Consider the following 26,466-nt stretch of genomic DNA (forward strand, 5'->3'; position numbering starts at 1 on the left):
GGCGTGACGTCCACCGTTGCGCAATTGTCGCTCGGGGCACGCAGCGGGCGAAACGCCGGGCGCGTCTGCTTGCTCACACCCCACTACCCCACGTTGCGAGAAACTATGGTGATTGTCGAGGTTTGAACCAGGTGACCTTGGGCAATCATGGTTCCACTGGACTGTCCACCACTGCTCGTCCCGCCGAAATGAGTCCCAGTGCCGTTGAGCTCCGAGTTGACGCTGGCGTCCTCGCCGCGCGCTGCGGCCGACGCGCGTCGCTGGGTCGGTGACATCTGCCTGCGGCTCGAGCGCGACGACCTCGTCGAGTGCGCCGAGCTGGGCGTCTCGGAGCTGGTGGCCAACGCCCTCCTGCACGCCGCCGCTCCCTACAAGGTGCGCGTGCGCGGCACCGCGTCCCACCCGCGCATCGAGGTGATCGACGGCTCGCCCCGCCCGCCGGTGCCGCCGGGACCGGTCGAGGGCGACGACCTCGACCTGCTGCTCACCTTCGGCCGCGGCCTGTCGATCGTGGCCCAGTGCGCCCAGGCGTGGGGTGCGACCATCGAGTCCGACGGCAAGATCGTGTGGTTCGAGCCGGCCCCGGAGATGACCGACACCGGATCGGTCGAGTGGGTCATCGACCACCAGGACCGCGCCCGGGCCGAGCCCACCAGCGACGACGCGGTCGACGTACGCCTCCTCGGCGTCGACGTCCCCCTCTACACCGCCCTCACCCGGCAGTACCACGAGCTGCGCCGCGAGCTGCGGTTGCTGTCGCTCTCCCACCAGTCCGACTACCCGCTGGCGGGCGACCTGACCTCGATGTTCGCCAACTTCGAGCGCCAGTTCCCCCAGACCTACGCCGAACAGGTCCGCGACGCCGAGGCCCGTGGGCTGCCGCGGGTCGACCTGACGTTCCCGATGGTGCGCGAGGCGGGGCCCATCTTCGTCACCATGACCGAGATGTTCGACGTCGCCGACGCGTTCTGCCGGGCCGAGCGACTGCTGTCCATCGCCCGCACGCCACGCCAGCGCGCCCTCCACAACTGGCTCCTCGTCGAGCTGATCCACCAGCTCGACGGCGCGAGCGCCCAGCCGTGGGACGGCAGCTCGCGCTCGGCCGCGCCGTCGTCGGCCAGCCAGGTCGGGTGACGTCGCTCCGCGCAATTGGTCCAGTCCAGTCCGGCTGTGGTCTGGTCCAGTCGGGATGCGCTCGGGGCTAGCCCCAGCCCAGCTCGTGCAGGCGCCGGTCGTCGAGGCCGAAGTGGTGGGCCACCTCGTGGACGACGGTGATGCGCACCTCGTCCTCGAGGTCCTCGACGGTGTCGGCCATGTCGAGCAGCGGCCCGCGGAACAGCAGGATCCGGTCCGGGAGCATGCCGGAGTGGTTGGCGGGCCGCTCGGTCAGCGCGAGTCCGTCGTAGAGGCCGAGGAGGTCGGGGTCGTCCGGCGGCGCCTCGGGCTCGACGAGGACCACCACGTTGTCCACGAGCCGGGAGAGCTCGTCGGGAAGTCCGTCCAGGGCCCGTTCCACCATGGCGTCGAACGAGTCGGCGTCGAGGTCGATCGGCATGGCGCCAGCCTAGGGTCGACCGGAAAACACGCTGGGACGCGGTGAGAACGCCCGAAATGACCAGCAGGGTGAGCCTGGTGGCTCACCCTGCTGGTCATGCGTTGGCGACCCCGACGGGACTCGAACCCGCGGCCTCCGCCGTGACAGGGCGGCGCGCTAACCAACTGCGCTACGGGGCCAGGTGACAACTGGTCGAACTGGTGAAGCGGTGGAACTCTAACCCATGGTCTCCGGTGGCACCCAATCGGCGCCGACCCCCGGTCCGGGTCGCACCCCCAACCGGATTCGAACCGGCGCTACCGCCGTGAAAGGGCGGGGTCCTGGGCCGCTAGACGATGGGGGCCAGCTCGTCCGGGACGGACCCGGTCGAGCAGCGCCCAGCATAGGGCCAGCCGCCGTTCGGCACCCAACCCGTCGACCCGGGCCGGGCCGTTGGCAGTCCGTTCGCAGGCCCGTTCGCTGGCCCGGTCGCGGCCCGGTCGGAGGACAAGTTTCGGCAGACCCCCCACGACTTGCCACCCGTTTGACTAATCTTGACGCGTGAGCAACGAGCGGCAGCTGCGGTTCCTCGTCGTCGATGACAACGAGGACATCCGCGACGTGTTCTGCCGCTTGGTCGAGCGAGCCGGCCACGTGGCGTCCACGGCCTCCGACGGCCAGGACGCGGTGGAGACCTTGGAGCGCGAGCGCTTCGAGGTCATGCTGCTCGACCTGACGATGCCCCGGATGACCGGAGTCGAGGTGGTGCAGTGGTTGCACGAGCACCCCGACGTGGCTCCCGGGCTGCGCGTCGTCGTGATCTCCGCCTGGGCCGGCGAGAACCGCGCGGTCCTCCAAGAACTCGGCATCACGACAGTCATGCAGAAGCCGCTGCGGATCCAGCAGCTGACCGACCTGATCGCCGAGACACTGCGCGACCTGGAGTCCTGACCCCGGCCCCTGTCCCACAACGGGCAAGGGACTCCGCGCAGAGCCCCGTGCGCCTTCCGGCGCACACCATCACCCCACCCTGGAGAACACCATGATGAACCGCATCCGCACCGCGATCGAGGCCAAGCGCGCCGCCAACCAGATCCAGTCCTACTACATGTGGCGTCCGGGCCCCGGCGCCCGCTGACACGTTCGGACGCGCGAACACGCTCGTCTCCGTGACACAGCTGGACAGCGTCGAGTCGGCCGGAGGCCGGCTCGGCGCTGTCTTGTCGTCGCCACGTTCCGGGGTGGTCGCCCTCGGGCGCCACGGGCCGTGGCTCACCACCACGCTCGGTCAGGCCCGCCAGGTCCTCACCGACGTCTCGGACTTCGACTTCCCGGGCGACGTGACCCGCAGCGGCGACCTGTCGGCCAGCCGGGGCGACACCCGCTCCGGCCACGTGGTGTTCCCATCGGTCACGCCCGACCAGGTCGCTCGCGGGCTGGCCGTCTTCGCCGCCGAGTGGGACGCCGCCGTGGCCGAGCACGACCACTCGACGCCCGGCGAGCCGTACGACGCCATGGTGCTGCTGCGAGGCCCGGTGGCGCGCAGCACGACGGCCGCAGTGCTGCCCTCCCTCGACGTCCAGCGACGTGACCTCGTCGCCGACCTGGTGCTCGAATGGATCGACGCTCTGGCGCCGGTGATCGCCGCCAAGAGGCCGCCGCGGCGGTGGAGCCGCGTGCGGCGCCGCGAGCGCGAGGCACGACTGGCCCTCGACGATGCCCTGGCGATCGTGCCCGGGCTCGACGGATCGCCCCAGGTCACGGCCACGATGCTGGCCGCCGGGATCCAGGTCCCCATCGCCGCAGGAGCCTGGTTGATCGCGTGGCTCGCCTCCCGCCCGCCGGAGGGTGTCGACGCGTCGCATGCGGTCTGGGAGACGCTGCGCCTGACGCCACCCACCTGGATCACGGCGCGCATCACCACCCGTGAGGTCGACATCGACGGTCACCGCGTGCCGTCCGGCGCCGTGGTGCTCGTGAGCCCGCTCCTGCTCGGCCGCCGTCCCGAGCTCGTTCCCGGCGAGCCCTCCGGACTACCTGGGTTCGCCCCCCACCGATGGCGGGACGAGTCGCAGCGTCCCGGCGCGTGGTTGCCCTTCGGGGCGGGTCCGCACGCGTGCCCGGGGCGCCACCTCGGCATGGCGGTCCTCACGCACCTCGCCGAGTGGGCGCTCGCGCGTACGCTCGAGCTGAGCCAACCCGTGGTCGTCGACCAGAGTCGTGGCATCGCACCGCTACCGTGCAGGTTCGTCGTCGCCCCAAGGGAGGCTGGATCCGGTGGCTGATCACCCTGCTCTGCAGGACAGCTTGGTGGATGAGGCTGTATCGGACGGGGCCGCGCGTCTGTCCACGTCGATCCTCGCTGGTGAGACGTCGCTCGACGAAGCGGTCGCCCGTGTGGCTCAGCACTTCCTGGCCGAACCGCGCGTGGAGATCGCCACCATCGTCCTCACCAGCTTCACACCTGCGGACCCCACCGGTTGGATCCAGCTCGGTGGACGGGCGTGGGTCAGGGAGTGGACAGCCCCCGGGTCCGCCCGAACTCTCCTGCCCCCACCCGGCGCGGGGCCGGAGGCGGCGCTCACCATGCCGTGGCTCTCGCGGTTCGCGAGGAGCGACATCGTCGTGCTGCCTGACCGCGAGCTGCTACCCGTCGAGGCCGGGGTCGACCGCGACGAGCTCGCCCGGGCCGACGTGCGAAGCCTCATCGCCTCCACGTTCACCTCCGAGGGCGTGATGTTCGGCAGCCTGTCACTGGTGGGAGCGGAGGCCGGCGCCTGGCATGCCCGGGTCATCCAGGAGTTCCGTCTGCTCAACGCGGCGATCACCGCCCGCCTCACCCTGGAGCACGCGCGACGCGCGCTCGCCGAGGCGATCGAGGCGGGCGCGGAGGCGCAGGCAGCCAACCAACAGTTCTTCGGCGCGGTCGGGCACGAGCTGCGTACCCCCCTGGCCACCGTCCTCGGCTACACCGACGCTCTCCTCGACGACGCCGAGCACGGGACCGCCGACGACGTCGCGACCGGGATGAAGCGCGACGGCCCGGTCATCGTGCGCTCGTGCGAGCGGCTCCTCACCATCGTGGACAACCTGCTCGGTGCCGGCCGCGCGATGTCGACCGACGACGAGCGCCAGGAGGTCCGGCTGTCCGACGCGGTGGCCGACGTCGTGCACTGGCACCGCACGCCCGCCCGCACGGCCCACGTCGACATGCAGGCGGTGATCGACCCGCGGCTGGCTGCCTGGGGCCACCCGTCCGCCGTACGCCAGATCCTCGCCAACCTGCTGGGCAACGCCATCGCGCACCACCACCCCGCCGGCGGCACCGTGCACCTGTCCGCCGAGCAGCTGCTCGGCGAGAGCGGCCAGCCGATGGTGCGCGTCGTCGTGCGCGACGACGGTCCCGGCCTGACGTCCGAGCAGCTCGAGCACGCCTTCGAGCCGTTCGTGCGCTTCGCCGCCCCCACGACCGCGGGCAGCGGGCTCGGCCTGTCGCTGTCGCGCACCATCGCCGAGCGGGAGGGCGGCGCGGTCTCGGGGATCTCGACCCCGGGCGCCGGATCGTCGTTCTGGCTCGAGGTCCCGGCCTACGTCCCGCAGCCCGCCGCGGAGTGAGCCGATTCCCGCACCCCTGCGGGCCTCATGTATCCTCGTCCCGCTTGGGCAGGTAGCTCAGTTGGTACGAGCGATCGCCTGAAAAGTGATAGGTCGGCGGTTCGACCCCGCCCCTGCCCACAAGCACAGCAGGGCCCCGGTCACGTCCCGACCGGGGCCCTTCTGCGTGTCCCGGCGTCGGTATCCGTCCCCTCGCGCGGCACGATGGAGCCGTGCTCCCCCGCCTCGAGATCGTCCGCCGGCTGCGTCCGTTCGACCTCATCGCCACCGGGTCGGTGCAGGTCGAGGCCGACGGCGCGGGCGAGGTCGCGATGCCGGCGGCCGCGCCGTACGTCGCCACGACGACCGTCGACGTCGACGGACCGCTCGCCCTCCACCTCGGCGGGCACCGGCTCGCGGCGTCGATCGTCGATGGGTCGGTGTCGCTCGAGGTCCCCGGCGCCGGGACGCTCCGCAGCCGGCGGTTCCACCGCGCCGAGTCGCCGACCGGCCTCGGCCTGACGCTGACCGGCACCCACCTGACGGCCTGGAGCCGGGAGGCGGCCGGCTGGGTGGCGCGCGCGCGCCACGACCTGCGCGAGGTGACGGACACCCGCGACGAGCAGGCACTCGCCGGGCTGCACGTGGAGCTGCCGTCCGGCGGTGGCGTCGCCGGCAGGTTCGGCCAGCTCGGCCTGCGCGACACCCGGTTCGTCACCGGCGAGGACGGCCGTCCGGTCCGCACGGACGGGTCGCTCTGGCTGACCGCGACGTCTGCGGGACCGGGCTTCTTCGACACCGCCCACACGAGCGTGTGGCGCCTCGACCCGGACACACTGGACATCTCCCACTCCGCGGACCTGTTCTTCCACCGACCTGACCGGCCCGGGGTGTTCGGCGACCACGCCACCCACCTGGTGCTCACCGACACCGGCTGGCTCGTCGCGACCAGCACGTGGGGCGACTTCGAGGCGCCGACCACCCGCGCGGGACGTCGTACGCCTGCCGGCCTGCGCGTGACGTGGGCCGAGTCGGACGCCGACCTGCTGCGCGGTGCGCACGTGCTCGACACCCGCGAGCTCCCCCTGCCCGTCGACGGGCTCGACTCCATCGCCACGTGGGATCCCCACCTCGTCCGGAGCGGGGACGAGTGGCTGGTCGGGTTCGTCAGCGCGCGCCGCTTCTTCGACTTCCACCCCGTGCTCGCCGGCGGGCCGGGGCTGGACCGGCTGCGGCTGCTCGGCGCCGCCACCGACCGCACCGCGACCGAGGGCACGACGCTGGTCGAGGTCGACGGCGAGCTGGTCGTGCTGGCCAGCGATGGACGCGACTCGCCCCGCGGGCTGCGCGCCCGCTTCCCGGCGTACGACCTGACCATGACCGAGATCGGCGCCCTGGACGCGCCCTACCCCACCAACCTCCCGTGGCCCAACCTGGCGTGCGTGGACGGCGGGTGGCTCATGGTGACGTTCGACGGCCGTCCTGCGGGGGGCAGGCTGCTCGGCTACGGCACCCATGGCGACCTGGTCGTGATGCGGTCGGGGTGACGCGGTCGACGTGCGACGGGATGCGCAGGGGCGGATCCGTCGGGGATACCCTGACGGTGACGGCGGTCACCACCCCTCGACCGCACTGACCGGGCCCGCACACCCCGCGGCCGCACCCACACGAAAAGGACCCACCGCACATGTCTGGAGTACCCAGTTCCGGCGTCGACGTCTTCGAGCTCGGTGACGAGCACGAGCAGGTCGTCTTCTGCAACGACCGCGCGACCGGCCTGCGAGCCATCATCGCGATCCACTCCACCGCACTGGGCCCGGCCCTCGGCGGGACACGGTTCTACCCCTACGCCAGCACCGACGACGCGATCGTCGACGTCCTCAACCTCTCGCGCGGGATGTCCTACAAGAACGCGCTCGCGGGCCTCGACCTGGGCGGCGGCAAGGCCGTCATCATCGGCGACCCGGCCGAGCTGAAGACCGAGGCGCTGCTGCGGGCCTACGGGCGCTTCGTGCAGTCCCTCGATGGCCGCTACCTCACCGCGTGCGACGTGGGCACCTTCAGCGACGACATGGACCACATCGCACGCGAGTGCGACTACGTCACCGGGCGCACTGTCGCCCACGGCGGCGCCGGCGACAGCTCGGTGCTGACGGCGTACGGCACCTTCCAGGGCATGCGGGCCGCGGCCGAGCAGGCCTGGGGCGAGCCCACCCTCTCCGGGCGCACCGTCGGCATCGCCGGCGTCGGCAAGGTCGGTCGCCACCTCGTACGCCACCTCGTCGAGGACGGCGCCCACGTGGTCGTCACCGACGTGCACGCTCCCTCCGTGGAGGCGATCCGCGAGCAGTTCCCGCAGGTGCGGGCCGTGGCGTCGACCGACGAGCTCGTCGCGAGCGAGATCGACGTCTACGCCCCGTGCGCCCTGGGCGGCGCGATCAGCGACGAGGTGCTCGACGTGCTGCGTGCCACGATCATCTGCGGTGCGGCGAACAACCAGCTAGCGCACCCCGGCATCGAGAAGCAGGTCGAGGAGCGCGGCATCCTCTACGCCCCCGACTACTGCGTGAACTCCGGCGGCGTGATCCAGGTCGCCGACGAGCTCGAGGGCTTCTCCTTCGAGCGTGCCCAGCAGCGCGCGAGCGGCATCTTCGAGACCACCCGCACGGTGTTCGAGCTCGCCAGGGCCGACGGGGTCACGACCGCCGAGGCCGCCGACCGGCTCGCCGAGCGTCGCATGCGCGAGGTCGGCCGCCTCCGCGGCATCCACCTCTGCTGACCCGAGGGCGAGTAGGCGCGTCCTGACCGCCCCAGCCCGTCGAGTAGGCGCGTCCTGACCGCCCCAGCCCGTCGAGGCGGCGCGTCCTGACCGCGAGAACGCCTCGAGCCGGCGCATCCTCACCGTGCTTGGTCAGGACGCGCCGACTCGAACCTGTCTGGGCGCGAGGATGCGCCGACTCGACACCATTCAGGCGTCATGACGCGCCCACTCGACACCATTCAGGCGTCAGGACGCGCCTGCTCGCCCAGGCGGTCGGCCCGGGGCGCACTCGTACGCCGAACGACCCGAGGGCCGTGATCGGGTGCGATCAGTCTGCGCGACGACGCGGGTCGGCATAGTCGACCCACTCGTCATCGTCGGCATCGACCTCACTCGTGGGGTGAGTGTCTTCTCCGTGCAGCTCCTTCGCCAACGCGCCGAAGTCCGTCTCGTGAGTCCGGTACTTCAGGTCGCGCGCGACCTTGGTCTGCTTCGCCTTCGCTCGGCCGCGCCCCATAGGGTCGACCCCCTCGCACACTTGGCCGGGGCTGTCGGAGAGCTGCCCGACGCGCCCGGTCTGATCGGTTACATATCGTGGGGACAACGCTACCTGAGCCGTGGCTGTTCCCGCACACCAAGACTCGGCATTTCGTCCGCGAAGTGCCGAATCACTCACCAGCCGGGGTGCTGGCCCTCCAGCAGGACGCGGCCGCCGTCGACGTCGTCGCTGCGCACCTCACCGGCGACCCAGGCCCGGATGCCGTGCCCGGCGAGCACGGAGATGGCGGTGTCGACCGACTCGGCCGGGGTCAGCGACACCATGCCGACTCCGCAGTTGAGGGTCGCCTCGAGGTCGGTCTGGGACACCTCGCCCACGCGGCGTACGACGTCGAAGACCGGCTGCGGCGTCCACGTCGAGCGGTCGATGCGCACCGACAGCTCCTCGGGGAGCACCCGCTCGAGGTTGGCGGCCAGACCGCCGCCCGTGATGTGCGACATGGCATGGGTGTCGGTGCGGGCCGCGAGGTCGAGGCACGCCTTGGCATAGATGCGGGTCGGCTCGAGCAGCTCCTCGCCGAGCGTGCGACCGAAGTCGTCGACCTGGCGCTCGACGGTCCACCCGGCCTTCTCCAGCAGGACGTGACGCACGAGGGAGTAGCCGTTGGAGTGCAGCCCGCTGGCCTCCATCGCGATGACGACGTCGCCGGGACGGACCCGGCCGGGGCCGAGCAGCCGGCTGGCCTCGACGACGCCTGTCGTGGCGCCCGCCACGTCGTAGTCGTCGGGGTCGAGCAGGCCCGGGTGCTCGGCGGTCTCGCCGCCGATGAGCGCGCAGCCAGCCACCACGCAGGCCTCGGCGATGCCCTTGACGATGGCGGCGATCCGCTCGGGGACGACCCGCCCGCAGGCGATGTAGTCGGTCATGAAGAGCGGCTCGGCGCCGCACACGACGAGGTCGTCGACCACCATGCCGACGAGGTCGAAGCCGATGGTGTCGTGGACGTCCATCAGCTGCGCGATGGCGACCTTGGTGCCGACCCCGTCCGTGGAGGTGGCCAGCAGGGGGCGCTCGTAGCGGGTGAGCGCGGAGGCGTCGAAGAGGCCGGCGAAGCCGCCCAGGCCGCCGATCATCTCGGGCCGGCGTGCCTTCTCGACCCAGCCCTTCATCAGGTCGATCGCGCGGTCGGCGGCCTCGATGGAGACCCCGGCGGCCTCGTAGGCGGTGGTCTGGTCGGTCACACGGAGCTCCTCGGCTGGCGGCGTGCGGGGCGGGCTCGGATCGGGCCCGGGTCAGGGGTTGTTGAGGACCGGCAGGGCGCGGCCCAGGGTGGGCGACTGCAGCGTCGCCTCGAGCAGGTGCTTGCCGAGCAGGCTCTCGTCGGGCAGCTCGATGGGGTACTCGCCGGTGAAGCAGGCCTGGCACAGCCGGTCGGCGGGCTGCCCGGTCGCCTCGACCATCCCCTCGAGCGAGATGTAGCCGAGGCTGTCGGCGCCCACGCTGGAGGCGATCTCGTCGACGTCGAGGCCGTTGGCGATCAGCTCGGCGCGCGTGGCGAAGTCGATGCCGTAGAAGCACGGCCACTTCACCGGCGGGCTGGAGATCCGCACGTGCACCTCGAGCGCCCCGGCCTCGCGGAGCATCCGCACCTGCGCGCGCTGGGTGTTGCCGCGGACGATCGAGTCGTCGACGACGACGATGCGCTTGCCGCGGATCATGTGCTCGAGGGCGTTGAGCTTGAGCCGGATGCCCAGCTGGCGCAGCGTCTGGCTGGGCTGGATGAACGTGCGACCGACGTAGGCGTTCTTGACGAAGCCCTGGCCGAACGGGATGCCGGACTCGGCGGCGTAGCCGGACGCCGCCGGCGTGCCGGACTCGGGCACGGGCATCACGAGGTCGGCGTCGACCGGGAACTCGCGGGCCAGCCGGCGTCCCATCTCGACGCGCGCCTCGTGGACGTTGCGGCCGCTGATGGTGGCGTCGGGCCGGGCGAGGTAGACGTACTCGAAGACGCAGCCCTTGCGCTCCGGCTCGGCGAACGTGTGGGTGCGCAGGCCGTTCTCGTCGATGACGATCATCTCGCCGGGCTCGACCTCGCGGACCACGCTCGCGCCGATCGTGGCGAGCGCGGCGTCCTCGCTGGCCACCACCCAGCCGCGGTCGAGGCGGCCGAGGACGAGCGGACGGATGCCCTGCGGGTCGCGGGCGGCGTAGAGGGTGTGCTCGTTCATCCACACGAAGCTGAACGCCCCGCGCAGCTGCGGCAGCACCTCGAGCGCCCGCTGCTCGAGCGTGGTGTCGGGGTGGTGGGCCAGGAGCGCGGTGACCAGGGTCGTGTCGTTGGTCGCGCCCTCGACGCCCTTGATGTCGAGCTCGCCGGCGGGACCGGGCAGCGCGTGCACCATCTCGCGCAGCTCGTGGGTGTTGATCAGGTTGCCGTTGTGGCCCAGTGCGATCGAGCCGTCGCCGGTGGGGCGGAAGGTCGGCTGCGCGTTGTGCCACGTGGAGGCGCCGGTGGTGGAGTAGCGCGAGTGGCCGATGGCGAGGTGGCCCTTGAGCGAGTCGAGCGTGGACTCGTCGAAGACCTGCGAGACCAGACCCATGTCCTTGTAGACCAGGATCTGGCGCCCGTTGCTGACCGCGATGCCCGCCGACTCCTGGCCGCGGTGCTGGAGGGCGTAGAGCCCGAAGTAGGTCAGCTTGGCGACGTCCTCGCCGGGGGCCCAGACGCCGAAGACGCCGCAGGCGTCCTGCGGGCCCTGGTCGTGGGGGTCGATCGCCGTGGTCAGGCGGCCGTCGCCGCCCATCCGCTTGCTCGTCCGCTGGGGCACGGCTCGCAGTCTACGGGCGATCGGCCCGGGAACCGCACCGGCGCCACGGGTCGAGCGGGGTCAGCCGCCGGGCAGCAGCGAGCGGACCCGGTGCAGGGCCAGCCGGGTGACGGCGCGGGCGGAGGCCGGGAGGGGTACGACGTCGAGCAGCGGCAGCGGTCGCGCCCACGCCGGGTCGGACGCGAGCGGACCCTCCGGGCCGGCGTACATCGGCGTGAGCGCCCGCTCGACGGCCTGCTCCACCCCGAGCAGGGGCGCGCCGGTGCGCGGCGCCCAGGTGTGGCCGGGCCGGCAGACCATGTCGTGGTGCAGCGACTCCACCAGCGCGGTCACCGTGTGGAAGGGCGCCGTCGTGACGAGCGCGACGCCGAGGCCGACCAGCCCCGTCGGGGCCACGGGCGCCGGCACCCGGAGCCGCGCCAGCCCGGCGCCGCCGCCGATGATGCGCAGCAGGTCGGGGTAGGCGACGACGTCGGGGCCACCGACGTCGACCGCACCGAGGGGACCGTCGTCGGCCAGCGCGTCGGTGATCGCGCGCAGCACGTCGGAGACCGCCACCGGCTGCACGGTGCTGTCCATCCAGGTCGGCACCGGCTGCACGAGGAAGAGCGTCGCGATCTGGCGCACGATCTCGAACGACGTCGACCCGGCGCCGATCACGACCCCGGCCCGGAGCGCGACCGCGCCCTCGCAGGCTCCGAGCAGGATCCGCTCGACCTCCAGGCGCGAGGCGATGTGCGCCGAGAGCTCGGCCTCGGGCACGTCGGGCACCAGGCCGGAGAGGTAGACCAGGTGGCGTACGCCCCCGGACGCCACTGCCGCCGCGACGTTCTCGGCCCCGACCCGGTCGCGGTCGGTGAAGTCGCTGCGGTCGAGCGAGTGGACCAGGTAGACGACGGCGTCGACCCCCTCGAGCGCCTCCGCCACGGCGATCGGGTCGGTCACGTCGCACCGGATCGCCCGCACCCGGTCGTCCCAGCCGAAGCGATCGGGACGCGGCACCGACGACGACGCGGCCGCGACGTCGTGGCCGCGCTCGAGCAGGTGCGGCACCAGGCGCGAGCCGATGTAGCCGGTGGCGCCGAGGACGAGGACCCTCACCGCCCGCCTCCGTGCCGGCCGTCGCGGGCCGCGCCCCGCGCGTACGACGCCTGGGGCGCGGGTGTCATGACGCCTCGCCGAGGTGCTTGAGCAGGTTGCGCGAGAAGACGGCGCCCATGTGCTTCACGACGCCGGCCATCACCCGCTCGACGGCCGGGCGGGTCAGGGCCGGCAGGGGCAGGTGGCAGGCGATCTGGAGGTCGATGCTGACCTCGGTGCCGCCGTCGGGGTGGTCGACGAGGTGGTAGTTGCCCATCACCGCGGTCATCTCGTGGGCGTGGTCGGGATCGTGGGTGAAGACGATCCGCTCCTGCGGGTGGAGGTCCATCACCTCGGTGAACTTCGGCGCCACCGACAGCCCCGCCACCGGGATGACGCCCATGTGCCAGGTCCAGCGGTCACCGTCGACGTCGATGGAGGTGACGAAGGGCGTGATCCGGGCGATGAGGTCGGCGTCGGTGAGTGCCGCCCACACCTCGCTGCGGGGGGAGCGGAGCACGGCCGAGGAGCGGTCGCGGGCACGGAAGGTCGCCATGGCGGCCACGCTACCGACGTGCCCCAGCGCGCGGCCCACCCGCGCGTCGGGGGTGGCGCGGGCGGGTCTCGGGTGTCGTTGGTTCATCAAGGTATGTCGACGAACCCGCACTTCCCACGGTGAGTTGACCGTGGGAAGTGCGGGTTCGCCTGCATACCTTGATGAACCGACAGGGGGGCGGCCGACAGGTGCGCCGGGTCAGGCGCGCGGGAGCTCGCCGAGGTTGCGCAGCAGCAGGGCCTCGGCCTTGACGACCCGCTCGAACTCGGCGAGGTGCAGGCCCTCGTTGGCGCCGTGGGCGCGGGTGTCGGGGTCCTCGACGCCCGTGACCAGCACGCTCGCGTCCGGGAACGCCTCGAGGAACTCGGCGATGAAGGGGATCGAGCCGCCGACGCCCATGTCGACCGGCGCGGTGCCGTCCCAGGCCTCGGCGAACGCGGCGCGCGCGGCGTCGTACGCCGGACCGCTGGCGTCGATCTGCGTCGCCTCGCCGGTGTCGACGACGGTCGTGGTCAGCGTGGCGCCCCACGGGGTGTGCTTCTCGAGGTGGGCCTGGAGGCACGCGACGGCGTTGGCGGTGGTGTCGCCGGGGGCGATGCGCATGCTGATGCGGCAGCGCGCGGCGGGCACGAGGGTGTTGGAGGCTCCCTCGACCTTGGGCGCGTCGAAGCCGGTGATGCTGATCGACGGCTTGGTCCAGAGGCGCTCGACGACGGGCCCCTCGCCGATCCACTCGATGCCCTCGGCGGCGCCCGACTCGGCGCGCAGACGGGCCTCGGGGTACTCCACGTCGGCGGCCGGGCCGGAGTGCAGCCCGTCCACGGCGACGTTGCCGGCGTCGTCGTTGAGGCTGGCGATGACGCGGCTCAGCGTCATGATCGAGTCGGGCACCAGCCCGCCCCACATGCCGCTGTGCACGGCGTGGGTGAGCGTGCGGACCTCGACGTCCATCCGCACCAGGCCACGGAGGCTGGTGGTGAGGGCGGGCTCGCCGATGTCCCAGTTGCCGGAGTCGGCGATGACGATGACGTCGGCGGCCAGGCGCTCCTTGTGGGCCTCGAGCAGGTCGACGAGGGTGTCGGAGCCGACCTCCTCCTCACCCTCGATGAACATCACCAGGTTGACCGGGAGCTCGTCACCGAGGATCCGCACCGCGCCGAGGTGGGCGGCGATGCCGGCCTTGTCGTCGGCGGCGCCGCGGGCGTAGAGGCGATCGCCGCGCTCGGTCGGCTCCCACGGCGGGGAGTCCCAGTCCGCGTGGTCGTTCTCGGGCTGGACGTCGTGGTGGGCGTAGAGCAGCACGGTGGGGGCGCCCTCCGGCCCGGCCTTCTTCGCGATCACGGCCGGCGGGGAGCCGTCGTGGGCACGCACGATCTCGGCCTCGAAGCCCTCGGCGGCGAACAGGTCGCGGGTCGCCTCGGCGCTGCGCTCGACCTCGCCGGCGCGGGCCGGGTCGGCGGAGACCGACTGGATGCGGACGAGGTCATCGAGGTCACGGCGGACGCCGGGCATGACCTCGGCGAGGCGGGCGGCGATGTCGACAGTCATGTGCCGACCATAACCGGCCCGGCCGGTGTGCCGGACGGCGTGGGCACGCCGCCCGACGCAGCGCCCGATGCGATGCCGAGCACGGCGCAGAGACCGACGCCGAGACCGACGCCGAGACTGGCACCGAGGCCGCTGCCGAGACCGCTGCTCAGCGCAGCGTCTCGAGCTCGGCGAGCAGCTCGCGCGCGGTGCGGGTCAGCCGCTCGACCCGCTCCCGGTCAGCGCCCTCGCGACCGGCCGACGGCGGCACCGCCTCGACGTCGAACGCCGCGAGGTCGCCGCGGTGCCAGGTGGAGAACTCCTCGAGCACCACTCCCGACCGGTCGACGCTGCGGCCCTCGAGCAGCAGCAGCGGCGCGCCGGGGGTCGCGTGCAGCCGCGCGGCGAGCGACTCGGTGGCCGGCACGGCGCGCACCTGGTTGTGCCCGCCGGCCACCTCGCGCCCGAGCCGCTCGGCCAGGAGCCGGTGCAGGGAGGCGTCGACCAGGTCGTCGGCGCTGATCGCGTCGGCGACGTCGGCGGGCAGCCAGGTGCGGATGTAGCTGAGGACGACGCCTCCCACCGCGCGTACCCGGCCGAGCTCGAGGACCTGCGCCCCGGTGATGGAGACGAGGTGGTCGGGTCGCGGGACCAGGCCGTAGGACGTGACGCGGGTGGTGACGGCCCCGTCGCCCGCCTGCAGCGTGAGCCCCGAGCGCAGCACGTCGCGGCGCACCTCGCGGTGCTCGGCGACGACCGAGCCCTTGCCCTGGACCTTCGTGACGAGACCGTCGGCCTCCAGGCTGGCGAGCGCCTGGCGCACCACCGACCGCGAGACGGCGAACTCCTGCTGGAGCGCCGCCTCGCTGGGGAACAGGTCCCCCGGGCGGAGGTCGCGGCTGTCGAGCCGCTCGCGGAGCGCGCGCTCGACCGTCTCGTGGAGGGGGACGCGGCGCTCGGTCACGGGGGCAACCCTAGGTCCGCGGCGGCCGGCGTCGCGGCCTCAGGCCTCGACGCGCTGGGCGGTGCGCCACACGGCGTCCCAGCCCGGCGCGAGCGCGGCCGCGCGGCGCGTGGCGAGCACGAGGCTGGCCTCGCGCGCGATCCCCTGGCCGGCGATGTCGAACGCGGTGCCGTGGTCGACCGAGACCCGCACGACGGGCAGCCCGACGGTGATGTTGACCCCGTCGTCGCCGTAGACCGCCTTGAACGGCGCGTGGCCCTGGTCGTGGTAGCAGACCACGACGAGCTCCCACTTGCCCTGCACGGCCTGCGGGATCAGGGCGTCCGCGGGCAGCGGGCCGACGGCGGCGATGCCGCGCTCCTGGGCGCGGCGCACGGCCGGCTCGAGGACATCGGCGTCCTCGTCGCCGAAGAGCCGGTTCTCCCCGGCGTGGGGGTTGAGCCCTGCGACGCCGATGGGGGTGCCGGGCCGGCCGAGGGCGTCGGCGAAGGACGAGACCAGGTCGAGCACGTCGTCGGTGCGCTGCGGCGTGATGCCGGCGATCGCCTGCTGCAGCGACACGTGGGTGGTGAGGTGGAAGAAGTAGAGGTCGCCGGCGGACAGGACGAGGGAGAAGTTGTCGACGCCGAACTGCTCGGCGAGCAGCTCGGTGTGGCCGGGGTACTTGTGCCCGCCCGCGTGCATGGCCGCCTTGTTGAGCGGCGCGGTGACGATGCCGTCGATCTCGCCGGCCTTGGCGAGGTCGCAGGCCGCCACCACGAAGCGGTAGGACCCGTCGCCGGCCACGGCGCTGAGCTCGCCGAGCGGCACCTCGGCCATCGGCTCGCCGATCTGGACGACCTCCACGAGGCCGGGGTCGTTGGTCGCGTCGCCGGGGCGCTCCAGGGTGACGATCACGTCGGGGTCGACGCCGACGTAGGGCGCGGCGTGGCGCAGGGCGCCGGCGTCGCCCACCACGACCGGGACGCACTCCTCACGGAGGTCGGGGTGCTCGAGCAGGGTGCGCAGGGTGATCTCCGGGCCGATTCCGGCGACGTCGCCGAGGGTGAGGCCGAGGACGGGCAGGGCCCCCGAGGTGGGGGTGGAGGTGCTGGTGGACGTGCTCATGAAAGGGCTCCTTGGGTGACGCGCACGGCGTCGATCAGCTGGACGAGGGTCGAGGGGGTGCCGAATCCGCCGGCCTTGGTCGCGATCGGCAGCCCGTCGTGCGGGCCGCCGACCACGGTCCCGGCGGGTACGCCCTCGACGGGGGCGTCGACGACGTTGATGCCGGTGGCGCCGAGGGCGAGGAGGGTCTGGGCGGCGCCGTCGCCGCCGACGAGGACCAGCAGCCCGTGACGGCCTCCGGCGAGCGCGTCGACCGCCTGCCGGGCGATCTCACGCGCCTGACGGACGGCGGACCCGTCCTCGCGCTCCGACGGGGTGACGAGCAGGTCGACGGAGAGGCGCTCGGCCTCGGCGCGCAGCGCCTCGACCTGGGCGCGGGCCACCTCGTGCAGGGAGGAGACGACGACGAGCGCGGACGCGTCGGCCGCGATGGCGACCGGGCGCCGTTCCGGCTCGGGTCCGTCCTGCCAGGCGCGGGCGAGGGCGGTGGCCAGGCCGGCGGAGCCCACGGGGATCGCGTCGGGACCGATCTCCTCGATCGCGGCGGCCAGGGCGTCGAGGTCGGCCTGGTCGCGCGCGTCGACGACCACGACGTCGTGGTCGCGGGCGGCCTCGCGCACGGCCGCGACGAGGTCGCGCCCCGTCGCGCGCACGGAGCCGGGCACGAGGATCGTGAGCTCCGACTCGGTCACCGGGGTGACCGGGTCGGAGCCGGCCGGACCCTCGTGCACGGGCCGACCCTCGACGAGCACGTGGCCGTCCTCGACGGTGCGGCCCATGGCGGGGTAGGCGGGGCAGAGCACCGCGAACGCCCCGGGGCGGGTGCGGCGCCGGCCGCGCACCGCGCCGAGCACCTGCTCGGCGACAGTGCCGCGGACGGTCGAGTCGATCTTGAGGTAGAGCCGGTCGCCCGCGAGGTCGGCGACCGCCTGGGCGGTCACCTCGGCGGCGCGCGGGTCGCGCCGGGTGTCGAGGGTGACGGCCACGGCGTCCTCGTCGGGCGTACGCGTCCAGCCGCCGCTGAGCGACAGCAGCGACGACCACCCGGACCGGGCGAACGACACGACGGTGTCGCTCGCCCCGGTCAGGTCGTCGGCGAGGATGAGGACCTTCACAGCTGGGGTTCCTTGACCCCGAGCTCCATCTCGTCGATCCGGTCGATCTCCTCCTCGGTGAGCAGGCCGCCCTCGCGCTTGAGGGCCAGCGAGGCGAGGAGCGGGGCGATGATCGCGGTCACCAGGACGGACGCGGCGACCTGGGCCGTCGCGGTCTCCACGTAGGGCTGGAACGTCGGGTCGGCCATGCCGATGATCGCCGGGGTCGCGATGGCGTTGCCCGCGGTCGTGCCGGCGGCGAAGCCGATGCCGGAGCGGTAGCCGCGGCGCAGCACGAAGCGGTAGCCGATGTAGACCAGCAGGCCGGTGAACGGCGCGACCACGAGTCCGACGACGAGGCCGGAGAGGCCGCCCTTGACGATGTTGTTGAGGTCGATGCCGGTGCCGAGCGCCAGGGCGAAGAAGGGGATCACGATGGCCGGGGTGGGCCGCAGCACCTCGCGCCAGTGCGGGTTGAGGTTGCCGACCAGCATGCCGAGCAGGAACGGGATCACCGCGGCGACCATCGCCGAGACGGGGATGTCGGCCAGGCCGGAGGCGCCGAGGAACAGCATCGAGAAGAACGGGCCGTCGTTGAGCGCGGAGGCGATGTAGGCGCCGCGGTCGCGCTTGTCGCCGTAGCGTCCGGTGAACGCCAGCCAGAGGCCGCCGTTGCTGTTGTCGACGGCCACGAGCAGGGCGAGGATCGAGACGCCGAGGATGCCATCGAGGCCCACGACCTGTCCGAGCAGGATCACCAGCGTGGCGGGGATGATGCTCTTGAAGATCAGCACGACGCCCGCCGTGGCGAGCACCGGTCCGCTGGTCTTGACCGTGACCTGGGTGCCGGTCGCGAAGATCAGCAGCGCGATCAGGGGCAGCGCGCTCTGCTGGAACAGGGCGGTGGTGAAGGAGCCCATCTCCAGGAAGCCCATCGCGAACGTGCCCAGCAGCGAGCCGATGATCAGCGGGATCAGCATCAGACCGCCGGGGATGCGGTTCATCATCTGGTAGAGCGGGACGATCTCGCGGTCGGGCTCGCGGTCGTGGGAGACGTCGGTCATGTCAGGTCACACACCTCGGGGAATTTGTCCGTACAACTTGTACGTACAGGTAGTGGAGCATGGCGGGTGGGTCGTGTCAACCGTCACATCACCGCGGCGAGACGGCACCGGGGCAGGCTCGCGCCACGCCCGGGTCGATCCCGGGCGTGGGTGCCGTGCGATGCGGACCCGGCGACTACGACGCCCGGGGACCGCCGGCGCGGCGTTCGAGCGTGAGCTGGCGCTCCGCGTCGGCGAAGCCGAGGCGGCGGTAGATGCCGATGGCCTCGCCGTCGTCGTCGGCGACGATCACGAGGGTGCGGGCGCCGAGCCGCTCGAGGGCGTACTGCCCCGCGGCATGGACGGCCGCGGCGGCCAGGCCCCTGCGCCGGTGGTCGGGGTGCGTCTCGACGCTCTGGAAGCGGGCGACGCCGTCCTCGGTGATGAAGGCCGCGGCGGTGCTGACGACCTCCCCGTCGACGAAGACGCCGAACCGCGTGCCGCGACCGGCCGCCACGAGCAGCTGCTCCTGCACGTTGCGCCCGCGGGCGAAGCGCAGGTGCGCCTCCTCGTCGTCGCGGTCCTCGATCGCCCAGCTCAGGCGCGCCCGACTCTCCCAGTCCTCCTCGGACCGCAGCTCCCGGACCTCCCCGTCGACCTCGCGCGGGGCCACGAGGCCGGTCGCGGTCAGCACCGAGGCGACGTCGACGGTGAGCCCGGCCGCCTCGAAGGCGGCGTGCGCCTCCGGGGTGAGCTCGGCGCGGTCGATGCCGATGCTGACGTGGCCGGCCTCGGGGAACTCGGTGCGGAACGCCGCCACCACCTCCCGCTCGCCGCCCGGCACGGGAGCCTCGGCGAGGAGCAGGAAGTTGCCCCAGTAGTAGGTGGGGTTGGCGGGGGTGCGGACGACGAGGTGGGTGCCGCGGTCCTCCATGACGCTGCCGGAGGAGGTCAGGAGGGCGAGGTCGGTGCGGAAACCGAGGGAGCTGACGTGCATGGGTGCACGTTAGAGGTTGTCCGCGCTCGTGTCGGGGTCGGCGGTCGTGGACGGCGAGGCACCGCTGCGGGGGTCGGCGGACGGGTCCCACCGCCAGTCGCGCACCTCGGGCAGGTCGTCGCCGTGCTCGCGGGTCCACTGGCGGGCGCGGCGCCGGGTGTCGGCCATCAGCTGGCGCACGGAGGCGGCGCGTTGCCCGAGGCCGGGCACGCGGTCGATGACGTCCATGACCAGGTGGTAGCGGTCGGTGTCGTTCATCATCACCATGTCGAACGGCGTGGTGGTGGTGCCCTCCTCGACGTAGCCGCGGACGTGGATGTTGTCGTGGTTGGTGCGCCGGTAGGTCAGCCGGTGGATCAGCCACGGGTAGCCGTGGTAGGCGAAGATCACCGGCGTGTCGGTCGTGAAGAGCGTGTCGAAGTCACGCCCGCTCAGGCCGTGCGGGTGCTCGCGCTCGTCCTGCAGCCGCATCAGGTCGACGACGTTGACGAAGCGGATCCGCAGCTCGGGGAGGTGCTCGCGGAGCAGGGAGACCGCGGCGAGCGCCTCGACGGTGGGCACGTCGCCCGCCGCCGCGATGACCACGTCGGGATCGCCGTCGTCGTTCGAGGCCCAGTCCCAGATGCCGAGCCCGCGCGCGCAGTGCAGGTCGGCCTGCTGGGCGTCGAGCCAGTCGAAGGTGGGCTGCTTGCCGGCGACCACGACGTTGACGTAGTGCTCGCTCTCGAAGCAGTGCGACATCGTGGAGAGCAGGGTGTTGGCGTCCGGCGGCAGGTAGACGCGCACGACCTCGGCCTTCTTGTTGACCACGTGGTCGATGAACCCGGGGTCCTGGTGGGAGAAGCCGTTGTGGTCCTGGCGCCACACGTGCGAGCTCAGCAGGTAGTTGAGGCTGGCGATGCGCGGGCGCCAGTCGATCTCGCGGGTGGTCTTGAGCCACTTGGCGTGCTGGTTGAGCATCGAGTCGACGATGTGGATGAACGCCTCGTAGCAGCTGAACAGCCCGTGCCGGCCGGTGAGCAGGTAGCCCTCCAGCCACCCCTGGCAGGTGTGCTCGGAGAGGATCTCCAGCACGCGGCCGGAGTGGGCGAGGTGCTCGTCGACGGGGAGGATGTCGGCGGCCCAGACCTTGTCGGTGACCTCGTAGACGGCGTCGAGGCGGTTGGAGGCGGTCTCGTCGGGGCCGAAGATGCGGAAGTTGGTGTCGTTGTCGCGCACCACGCCGACGAGCCACTGCCCGAGCACGCGGGTGGGCTCGTGGATGGACCCGCCGGGCCGCTCCACCTCGACGGCGGACGTACGCCAGTCGGGCAGGCGGAGCGGACGCTTGAGCACCCCGCCGTTGGCGTGCGGGTTGGCGCTCATCCGCCGGGTGCCCGACGGTGCCAGGGCGCGCACGGCCTCGACGGGAGTGCCCGCGTCGTCGAAGAGCTCGTCGGGACGGTAGGAGCGCAGCCACTCCTCGAGCTGCGCCCGGTGGGCGTCGTTCTCGCGGGTGCCGGCGAGCGGCACCTGGTGGGCCCGCCAGGTGCCCTCGACCTGCGTGCCGTCGACCTCCTTGGGACCGGTCCAGCCCTTCGGGGTGACGAGCAGGATCATCGGCCACGGCCGGCGCTCGACGTCGCCGTCCTCGCGGGCGGCGCGCCAGATCTCGCGGATCATGTCGTGCGCCTCGTCCATCGCGGCGGCCATCTGGCGGTGCACGTCGGCGGGGTCGTCGCCCTCGACGGTGATCACGTGGTGGCCGTAGCCGCGCAGCAGGCTCTCGAGCTCGTCGCGGTGGATGCGCGCCGGGACGGTCGGGTTGGCGATCTTCCAGCCGTTGAGGCTCAGGATCGGCAGCACCGCGCCGTCGTGGACGGGGTCGACGAACTTGTTGCCGTGCCAGCTCGTCGCCAGCGGGCCGGTCTCGAACTCGCCGTCGCCGACCACCGCGGTCACCACGAGGTCGGGGTTGTCCATCGCGGCGCCGTAGGCGTGCGAGAGCACGTAGCCGAGCTCGCCGCCCTCGTGGATCGAGCCGGGCGTCTCGGGGGCGACGTGGCTCGGGATGCCGCCGGGGAAGGAGAACTGGCGGAACAGCCGCGACATCCCGCCGCGGTCCTCGCCGATCGCCGGGTAGACCTCGGAGTAGGTGCCCTCGAGCCACGCGTTGGCCACCGCCGCCGGACCGCCATGGCCGGGCCCGCACAGGATGATCGCGTCGACGTCGCGCTCGCGGATCAGCCGGTTGAGGTGCGTCCACACGAGGTTGAGCCCGGGGGTGGTGCCCCAGTGGCCCAGCAGCCGTGGCTTGATGTCGTCGCGCTCGAGAGGGCGCTCGAGCAGCGGGTTGTCGAGCAGGTAGATCTGCCCGACCGAGAGGTAGTTGGCCGCGCGGAACCAGAGGTCGAGATCCTGGACCTGGTCGTCGGTGAGGGTAGCCATGCTCCTTCGTACCGGAAATGCGCGCGGGTGCCCACCCCCGTCGGCCCTGACCTTCGGCCCGGTCCCCGGTCACGGTGGGGCGTGGTGCGTGGTCCTGTGCTCCTGCCTTGCGTCATACGGTCCGGCACCTATAGGTACGGCTTCGCAGCGCGGCGGAGTCGGAGGACGCGGCGGTCAGTCGTCGAGGGGAAGGTAGGGCGACAGGTCGGTGCGCTCGCCGCTCGCTGCCACGGCGCCGGAGTCGAGCGCCTCGGCCCACGTCGTACGCCCGGTGGCGAGGGCCAGCCAGGTGTCGGCGTCGGTCTCGACGACCGCGGGCGGGGTGCCGCGGGTGTGGCGCACCCCGGGCACGACCTGCACGGCCGCGTAGGGCGGCACCCGGACCTCGACCGAGCGTCCCGGTGCGCGCACCTCGAGCACGGCGAGGTAGTGCTTGACCAGCGCCCGGGCGTCCCCGGCCGCGCGGGCCGTGGCGAGCTGGTCGGGCCGGAGGACCTTGAGTCGGGCGGGCACGCCCCGAGGCTAGACCGACGCCATGAAGGCAGTTCGCGCCAGGTCGGTGGTCTCCGAGCGTGGCGGAGTGGCGCCCGGTGCTCCACCTGCCTGCACAGTGGTCAGCCGATGGTGTCGAGCACCTGCACGCAGGCGGCCCAGGCGTCGCTGCCGGTGTCGATGACGTCGAAGTGCCCGCCGGTGACCTCGACGAGCCTCGCCTCGGCGCCCGCCGCGGTCGCCGCTGCGACGTAGGCCTCGGCCTGGCTGAACGGCACGGTGTCGTCGTCGCGCGCGTGGACCGCCCAGACCGGGGCGTCGAGCGGCACCTGGGCGAGCGGGTCGGCCTGCTCGTAGGCCTCCTCGACCGGCTCGCCGAGGAACGCCGTCGCGGCCCCGTCGCCGAGCCGGTCCTCGACCGCGGAGCGGAGGTCGAGCACCCCGGCCTGGCTCACGACGTGGGTCACGCGCGGGCCGTCGGACCACCGCCCGAACCGGGTGCGCCCGCCGGCCCACGTGGCGAGGTGGCCGCCCGCGGAGTGGCCCAGCGTGACGACCGGGCCGGCCGCGCCACCGGCCCCCGACGCCGCGGCGCCGAGGGCGGCGTGGATGTCGTCGAGGGTCTCGGGGATGCCTCCGCCGTTGCCGACGCGTCGGTACTCGACGTTGGCCGCCGACCAGCCGCGCGCCACGAGGTCCTCGGCGAGCGGGGCGCCGAGGTCGGCGCCGTACTGGGCGCGCCAGAAGCCGCCGTGGATCACGACGACCAGTCCGCGGCTCTCCCCCGACGGGACCTGGAGTTCGACCCACTGGCTGGGGTCGGGGCCGTACGTGGTCCGCTCGGGTCGCTGGGGCACGTCGTCCACCCTGCCGGACGACTCCTCGCCGCAGCCGGCGAGGGCAGCCGACACGCCGACCGCGCCGGCCCCGAGCAGGACGGCCCGTCGACCCGGTCCACTCACTCGGTGGCGTCGGGGTAGGGCTGGACGATGCTCATCAGCAGGTAGGTGCGGCGCTCCGGGTCGCCGCGCCCACGGGTGCGCGCGCCCCAGGCCTCGACGAGATCCTCGACCTCGCGGAAGAGCTGCGCGGCCTCGTCGTCGGTGAGCTTGAGGGCGTGGTCGGAGAGCGAGTACATCCCGCTCCCCTCGGGGTGTGCGGTGTCGAAGGAGCGCTCGATGACGTGGTGGCCCCAGGCCTCCTTGGTGCGCCGGAACACCTCGACGGCGGCCCGGCCACCGGGCGCCTTCTCGAGCTGGCCCAGGCGCACGGTGTAGCCGTCGGGGGCGGCGCTGCGCCACACCCGGTCACGCCGGTCCCGGGCCTCCTCGGGCGCCTCCTCGACGAGGCCGTACTTCGCGAGCTGGCGCAGGTGGAAGCTCGCCTGGTTGGCGGGGATGCCGAGCTCGCGGGCGATGTCGGCCGCGCGCACCGGCCCCGACGCCTCGATCTCGTCGAGGATCCGTCCGCGCACCGGGTGGGCCAGCGCGCGCAGGACGCGGGGGTCGTCGAGGGTGCGGGGCTCGGCCATGGCCCCACCCTAGCGAGTTGCGCACCACCTATTGCGCAATATTTCTTGCGCAACATATGGTGCGGATATGCCCGGATACCGCCAGCTCGCCCGCAACCGCGACTTCACGGTCCTCTGGATCGGCGACACCGTCAGCGAGCTGGGCAGCGCGCTGTCGATGTTCGTGTTCCCGCTCATCGCCTACGCCCTCAGCGGCTCCGCGCTCACCGCCGCGCTCGTCGAGGCGGCCTACCTCGGCGGCCTCTGCGCGACGCTGCTGCCAGCCGGCGTCCTCGCCGACCGGGTCGACCGCAAGCGGATCATGCTCGCGTCCAGCGCCACCGGCTCCGCTGCCTATGCCTCCCTCGCGGTCGCCGGTGCGACCGGCCAGCTCACGCTGCCCCACCTCGTCGGCGTCGCGCTGGTCGCGGGCATCGCGGCTGGGGTGTTCAACCCCGCGCAGACCTCGGCGATCCGCTCGGTCGTCTCGACCGAGGACCTCCCGACGGCGCTGAGCCAGAACCAGGCCCGCCAGCACGTCGCCTCGCTGCTGGGCGGGCCGCTGGGAGGAGCGTTGTACGCCGTGACGCGGTGGCTGCCGTTCGCGGTCGACGCGATCTCCTTCGCGCTCGCCTGCCTCACCGTCAGCCGGGTGCGCACCGACCTCAGCGCGCCGCACCACCGCCGCGAGCCGCTGCGCCGGCAGCTCGGCGAGGGGTTCCGGTTCGTGTGGACGCGCCCGTTCTTCCGCACCCTGGCGGCGTGGGCGGCGCTGACCAACCTGGTCGTCAACGCCCTCTTCTTCGTCGTCGTGCTCCGCATGGTGCAGCAGGGCGTGCCGCCCGCGCAGATCGGCCTGGTCTCCACCGCCGCCGGGGTCGGCGGGATCCTCGGCGCGGTGATCGCGCCGAGCCTGATCCACCGGATGCCGACGGGTCGGCTGACCGTGCTCATCGGCTGGATGTGCTGCCTGCCCCTGGTGCCGCTGGCGGTGTCATCGAGCGTGTGGACCGCCTGCGCCTGCACCTTCTTCCTGCTCCTGCTCAACCCCGTCGGCAACGCCGGCATCAGCTCCTACCGGATGGCGGTGACCCCCGACCACCTCCAGGGCCGGGTGTCGTCGACCAGCCAGTTCGTCTCGATGTCGGTGATGCCGCTGTCCCCGCTGCTCGGCGGCTACCTGCTCGAGCACCACGGCGGCGCGACGGCGATCACCGCCCTCGTGGCCGCCACCGCGCTGCTCGCCGTGCTCCTCACCTCGAGCCGGTCGATCCGGTCGGTGCCGCGGCCTTCGGAGTGGGCCCGCGAGGACGAGCCCGCCCCGCCCGCCCTTGCGGCCTAGCGCGGCGTCTGGTGTTGCCGCCCAACCTCGGGGACAGGGGGTAGTGAGGGACGTTGTCGTCGGTTATTGGGCCGTTCTCCGACCGGACCGTCCCTAACTACCCCGATGTGCGGTTGCTCGGGAGAAGCGGGCGCCCACCTCGGCCACCCGCTCGGCCAGCTCGGGTGGCGACTCGACCGTGAAGTAAGCCCCGCAGCCGGCCAGCACCATGACCGGCCAGTCCAGGTCGTCGACGTTCATCTCCAGGACGCAGCCCTCGCCGTCGGGGGTGACGACCCCCCACCGCCCGACGCGCGCGGCGAGGTCGTCGGCCGGGATCGCCACCCGCGCGCGTACGGCGTGGCGCTGGGGCATCCGCCGGATGCCCTGCTGGACGAAGGCGAGCGCGTCCTCCGCGGGCAGCTCGCGCGGACGGAACCGCTGGCCGGTGGGCTCGGGATCGGTGACGCGGTCGAGGCGGAAGCTGCGCCAGTCGCCGCGGTCGCGGTCGTAGCCGACGAGGTACCACCGGCGACCGAGGGAGACCAGCCGCAGCGGCTCGACGCGACGGTGGGTCACCTCCGCCTCGCGGGCGGCGTAGTCGAAGTGCAGCAGCTCGCTGTCGCGGCAGGCCTGGGCGAGGGTGGTGAGCACCGTCGCGTCGACGACCGGCGCCCCCTCCCACGGCCCCGGGGCCTCGGTCTGGGAGGCGACCGCGTCCATCTGGCGACGCAGCCGCGGCGGCATCAGGGACAGCACCTTGGAGAGCGCCTGCACCGACCAGTCGTCGGCGCCGCCGACCGCGCCCACCGCGGCCGTGCGCAGGCCGACGGCGATCGCGACGGCCTCCTCGTCCTCGAGCAGCAGCGGCGGCAGCGACCCGCCGGCCCGCAGCTGGTAGCCCCCGGCGGCCCCCCGCACCGCGTCGACGGTGTAGCCGAGCTCGCGCAGCCGGTCGACGTCGCGCCGCAGCGTCCGCGGGCTCACCTCGAGCCGCTCGGACAGCTCCGGGCCGGGCCAGTAGCGGTGGGTCTGGAGCAGCGACAGCAGTCGCAGCATCCGCTCGCTCGTGCTCATGGACCTGAGATTAGTCCGATTGAGGACAGGAACTGGCCGCAAGCGTTCCTAG

Annotated in this window: 24 protein-coding genes and 3 tRNA genes; 8 read left to right on the forward strand and 19 right to left on the reverse strand. The window is 72.9% G+C overall.

All coding sequences use genetic code 11. The annotated features are described in order from the left end of the window. The first annotated feature begins 198 nt into the window (after nt 1-198). Nucleotides 199-1,134, forward strand: coding sequence for an ATP-binding protein (locus AC4H2S_RS00945; protein WP_491495082.1), 936 nt, complete (start codon nt 199-201; stop codon nt 1,132-1,134). Between the two features lie 67 nt (nt 1,135-1,201). On the opposite strand, the gene AC4H2S_RS00950 is transcribed toward AC4H2S_RS00945, so the two are convergent. The 3 genes from AC4H2S_RS00950 to AC4H2S_RS00960 form a co-directional block, all read right to left on the reverse strand. Further along, the gene (locus AC4H2S_RS00950; RefSeq protein ID WP_491495083.1) at nt 1,202-1,555 is read right to left on the reverse strand and encodes a metallopeptidase family protein; all 354 of its coding nucleotides are present in this window, start codon (nt 1,553-1,555) and stop codon (nt 1,202-1,204) included. 102 nt (nt 1,556-1,657) lie between these two features. Further along, nucleotides 1,658-1,734 (reverse strand) — tRNA-Asp (locus tag AC4H2S_RS00955). 91 nt (nt 1,735-1,825) lie between these two features. Next, nucleotides 1,826-1,898 (reverse strand) — tRNA-Glu (locus tag AC4H2S_RS00960). 197 nt (nt 1,899-2,095) lie between these two features. Here AC4H2S_RS00960 and AC4H2S_RS00965 point away from each other — a divergent pair. From AC4H2S_RS00965 to AC4H2S_RS00990, 6 genes are all read left to right on the forward strand, one after another. Then, on the forward strand, nt 2,096-2,485 hold the full coding sequence (locus AC4H2S_RS00965; RefSeq protein WP_491495084.1) for a response regulator: 390 nt from the start codon (nt 2,096-2,098) through the stop codon (nt 2,483-2,485). A gap of 218 nt (nt 2,486-2,703) precedes the next feature. Further along, nucleotides 2,704-3,819 carry a cytochrome P450 gene (locus AC4H2S_RS00970; protein WP_491495085.1) on the forward strand — a complete coding sequence of 372 codons (1,116 nt, stop codon included), beginning with the start codon at nt 2,704-2,706 and terminating at the stop codon, nt 3,817-3,819. A 112-nt stretch (nt 3,820-3,931) separates the two neighbouring features. Next, nucleotides 3,932-5,149, forward strand: a complete 1,218-nt coding sequence (locus AC4H2S_RS00975) for a sensor histidine kinase (protein WP_491495086.1) — start codon at nt 3,932-3,934, stop codon at nt 5,147-5,149. A 46-nt stretch (nt 5,150-5,195) separates the two neighbouring features. Next, nucleotides 5,196-5,269, forward strand: a tRNA-Phe gene (locus AC4H2S_RS00980). 92 nt (nt 5,270-5,361) lie between these two features. Next, a complete protein-coding gene (locus tag AC4H2S_RS00985) occupies nt 5,362-6,675 on the forward strand; it encodes a hypothetical protein (RefSeq protein ID WP_491495087.1) in 1,314 nt (437 codons plus the stop codon). A 140-nt stretch (nt 6,676-6,815) separates the two neighbouring features. After that, the gene (locus tag AC4H2S_RS00990; RefSeq protein WP_491495088.1) at nt 6,816-7,907 is read left to right on the forward strand and encodes a Glu/Leu/Phe/Val family dehydrogenase; all 1,092 of its coding nucleotides are present in this window, start codon (nt 6,816-6,818) and stop codon (nt 7,905-7,907) included. A 310-nt stretch (nt 7,908-8,217) separates the two neighbouring features. On the opposite strand, the gene AC4H2S_RS00995 is transcribed toward AC4H2S_RS00990, so the two are convergent. The 15 genes from AC4H2S_RS00995 to AC4H2S_RS01065 form a co-directional block, all read right to left on the reverse strand. Then, entirely contained in the window at nt 8,218-8,406 is a 189-nt protein-coding gene (locus AC4H2S_RS00995; RefSeq protein ID WP_186339295.1) for a DUF3073 domain-containing protein, read from the reverse strand. A gap of 155 nt (nt 8,407-8,561) precedes the next feature. Beyond that, complete coding sequence (gene purM / locus AC4H2S_RS01000) at nt 8,562-9,629, reverse strand: phosphoribosylformylglycinamidine cyclo-ligase (protein WP_491495089.1); 1,068 nt, start codon at nt 9,627-9,629, stop codon at nt 8,562-8,564. A 51-nt stretch (nt 9,630-9,680) separates the two neighbouring features. Continuing rightward, nucleotides 9,681-11,195, reverse strand: coding sequence for an amidophosphoribosyltransferase (gene purF, locus AC4H2S_RS01005; protein ID WP_491495833.1), 1,515 nt, complete (start codon nt 11,193-11,195; stop codon nt 9,681-9,683). A gap of 84 nt (nt 11,196-11,279) precedes the next feature. Next, nucleotides 11,280-12,320, reverse strand: a complete 1,041-nt coding sequence (locus AC4H2S_RS01010; protein WP_491495090.1) for an NAD(P)H-binding protein — start codon at nt 12,318-12,320, stop codon at nt 11,280-11,282. Between the two features lie 64 nt (nt 12,321-12,384). Then, nucleotides 12,385-12,855 carry an SRPBCC family protein gene (locus AC4H2S_RS01015; RefSeq protein ID WP_491495091.1) on the reverse strand — a complete coding sequence of 157 codons (471 nt, stop codon included), beginning with the start codon at nt 12,853-12,855 and terminating at the stop codon, nt 12,385-12,387. Between the two features lie 198 nt (nt 12,856-13,053). Further along, nucleotides 13,054-14,403 carry a dipeptidase gene (locus AC4H2S_RS01020; protein WP_491495092.1) on the reverse strand — a complete coding sequence of 450 codons (1,350 nt, stop codon included), beginning with the start codon at nt 14,401-14,403 and terminating at the stop codon, nt 13,054-13,056. A 148-nt stretch (nt 14,404-14,551) separates the two neighbouring features. Further along, on the reverse strand, nt 14,552-15,346 hold the full coding sequence (locus AC4H2S_RS01025) for a GntR family transcriptional regulator (RefSeq protein ID WP_491495093.1): 795 nt from the start codon (nt 15,344-15,346) through the stop codon (nt 14,552-14,554). Between the two features lie 39 nt (nt 15,347-15,385). Next, the gene (gene pdxA / locus AC4H2S_RS01030) at nt 15,386-16,453 is read right to left on the reverse strand and encodes a 4-hydroxythreonine-4-phosphate dehydrogenase PdxA (protein ID WP_491495094.1); all 1,068 of its coding nucleotides are present in this window, start codon (nt 16,451-16,453) and stop codon (nt 15,386-15,388) included. Beyond that, nucleotides 16,450-17,568 carry a four-carbon acid sugar kinase family protein gene (locus AC4H2S_RS01035; protein ID WP_491495095.1) on the reverse strand — a complete coding sequence of 373 codons (1,119 nt, stop codon included), beginning with the start codon at nt 17,566-17,568 and terminating at the stop codon, nt 16,450-16,452. The genes pdxA and AC4H2S_RS01035 overlap by 4 nt, the downstream gene beginning before the upstream one ends. Beyond that, nucleotides 17,565-18,611 (reverse strand): 2-keto-3-deoxygluconate permease, encoded by a 1,047-nt coding sequence (locus AC4H2S_RS01040; RefSeq protein ID WP_491495096.1) that lies wholly within the window; start codon nt 18,609-18,611, stop codon nt 17,565-17,567. Before AC4H2S_RS01040 ends, AC4H2S_RS01035 begins: the two co-directional genes overlap by 4 nt. A 175-nt stretch (nt 18,612-18,786) precedes the next feature. Continuing rightward, complete coding sequence (locus AC4H2S_RS01045) at nt 18,787-19,587, reverse strand: GNAT family N-acetyltransferase (protein ID WP_491495097.1); 801 nt, start codon at nt 19,585-19,587, stop codon at nt 18,787-18,789. A gap of 9 nt (nt 19,588-19,596) precedes the next feature. Continuing rightward, nucleotides 19,597-22,014 carry a phosphoketolase family protein gene (locus tag AC4H2S_RS01050; RefSeq protein WP_491495098.1) on the reverse strand — a complete coding sequence of 806 codons (2,418 nt, stop codon included), beginning with the start codon at nt 22,012-22,014 and terminating at the stop codon, nt 19,597-19,599. Nucleotides 22,015-22,188: 174 nt separating this feature from the next. Continuing rightward, entirely contained in the window at nt 22,189-22,527 is a 339-nt protein-coding gene (locus AC4H2S_RS01055; RefSeq protein WP_491495099.1) for a sterol carrier family protein, read from the reverse strand. A gap of 101 nt (nt 22,528-22,628) precedes the next feature. Beyond that, complete coding sequence (locus AC4H2S_RS01060; RefSeq protein WP_491495100.1) at nt 22,629-23,363, reverse strand: alpha/beta hydrolase family protein; 735 nt, start codon at nt 23,361-23,363, stop codon at nt 22,629-22,631. Nucleotides 23,364-23,464: 101 nt separating this feature from the next. Further along, a complete protein-coding gene (locus tag AC4H2S_RS01065; protein ID WP_491495101.1) occupies nt 23,465-24,037 on the reverse strand; it encodes a helix-turn-helix domain-containing protein in 573 nt (190 codons plus the stop codon). Between the two features lie 67 nt (nt 24,038-24,104). Here AC4H2S_RS01065 and AC4H2S_RS01070 point away from each other — a divergent pair, with 67 nt between their 5' ends. Continuing rightward, a complete protein-coding gene (locus AC4H2S_RS01070; protein ID WP_491495102.1) occupies nt 24,105-25,358 on the forward strand; it encodes an MFS transporter in 1,254 nt (417 codons plus the stop codon). Nucleotides 25,359-25,451: 93 nt separating this feature from the next. Here the strand turns inward: AC4H2S_RS01070 and AC4H2S_RS01075 are convergent, their stop codons facing one another. Continuing rightward, nucleotides 25,452-26,414, reverse strand: a complete 963-nt coding sequence (locus tag AC4H2S_RS01075; protein ID WP_491495103.1) for a helix-turn-helix transcriptional regulator — start codon at nt 26,412-26,414, stop codon at nt 25,452-25,454. Between the last annotated feature and the right edge of the window lie 52 nt (nt 26,415-26,466).

This window comes from Nocardioides sp. Z13_37 (assembly GCF_058355585.1).

Bases quoted from the DNA above. Each gene is read 5' to 3' on its own strand.
- AC4H2S_RS00950 (WP_491495083.1), bottom strand. From the start codon at position 1,555: ATGCCGATCGACCTCGACGCCGACTCGTTCGACGCCATGGTGGAACGG.
- AC4H2S_RS00990 (WP_491495088.1), top strand. From the start codon at position 6,816: ATGTCTGGAGTACCCAGTTCCGGCGTCGACGTCTTCGAGCTCGGTGAC.
- AC4H2S_RS00995 (WP_186339295.1), bottom strand. From the start codon at position 8,406: ATGGGGCGCGGCCGAGCGAAGGCGAAGCAGACCAAGGTCGCGCGCGAC.
- purF (WP_491495833.1), bottom strand. From the start codon at position 11,195: ATGGGCGGCGACGGCCGCCTGACCACGGCGATCGACCCCCACGACCAG.
- AC4H2S_RS01015 (WP_491495091.1), bottom strand. From the start codon at position 12,855: ATGGCGACCTTCCGTGCCCGCGACCGCTCCTCGGCCGTGCTCCGCTCC.
- AC4H2S_RS01020 (WP_491495092.1), bottom strand. From the start codon at position 14,403: ATGACTGTCGACATCGCCGCCCGCCTCGCCGAGGTCATGCCCGGCGTC.
- pdxA (WP_491495094.1), bottom strand. From the start codon at position 16,453: ATGAGCACGTCCACCAGCACCTCCACCCCCACCTCGGGGGCCCTGCCC.
- AC4H2S_RS01040 (WP_491495096.1), bottom strand. From the start codon at position 18,611: ATGACCGACGTCTCCCACGACCGCGAGCCCGACCGCGAGATCGTCCCG.
- AC4H2S_RS01045 (WP_491495097.1), bottom strand. From the start codon at position 19,587: ATGCACGTCAGCTCCCTCGGTTTCCGCACCGACCTCGCCCTCCTGACC.
- AC4H2S_RS01050 (WP_491495098.1), bottom strand. From the start codon at position 22,014: ATGGCTACCCTCACCGACGACCAGGTCCAGGATCTCGACCTCTGGTTC.
- AC4H2S_RS01065 (WP_491495101.1), bottom strand. From the start codon at position 24,037: ATGGCCGAGCCCCGCACCCTCGACGACCCCCGCGTCCTGCGCGCGCTG.
- AC4H2S_RS01070 (WP_491495102.1), top strand. From the start codon at position 24,105: ATGCCCGGATACCGCCAGCTCGCCCGCAACCGCGACTTCACGGTCCTC.
- AC4H2S_RS01075 (WP_491495103.1), bottom strand. From the start codon at position 26,414: ATGAGCACGAGCGAGCGGATGCTGCGACTGCTGTCGCTGCTCCAGACC.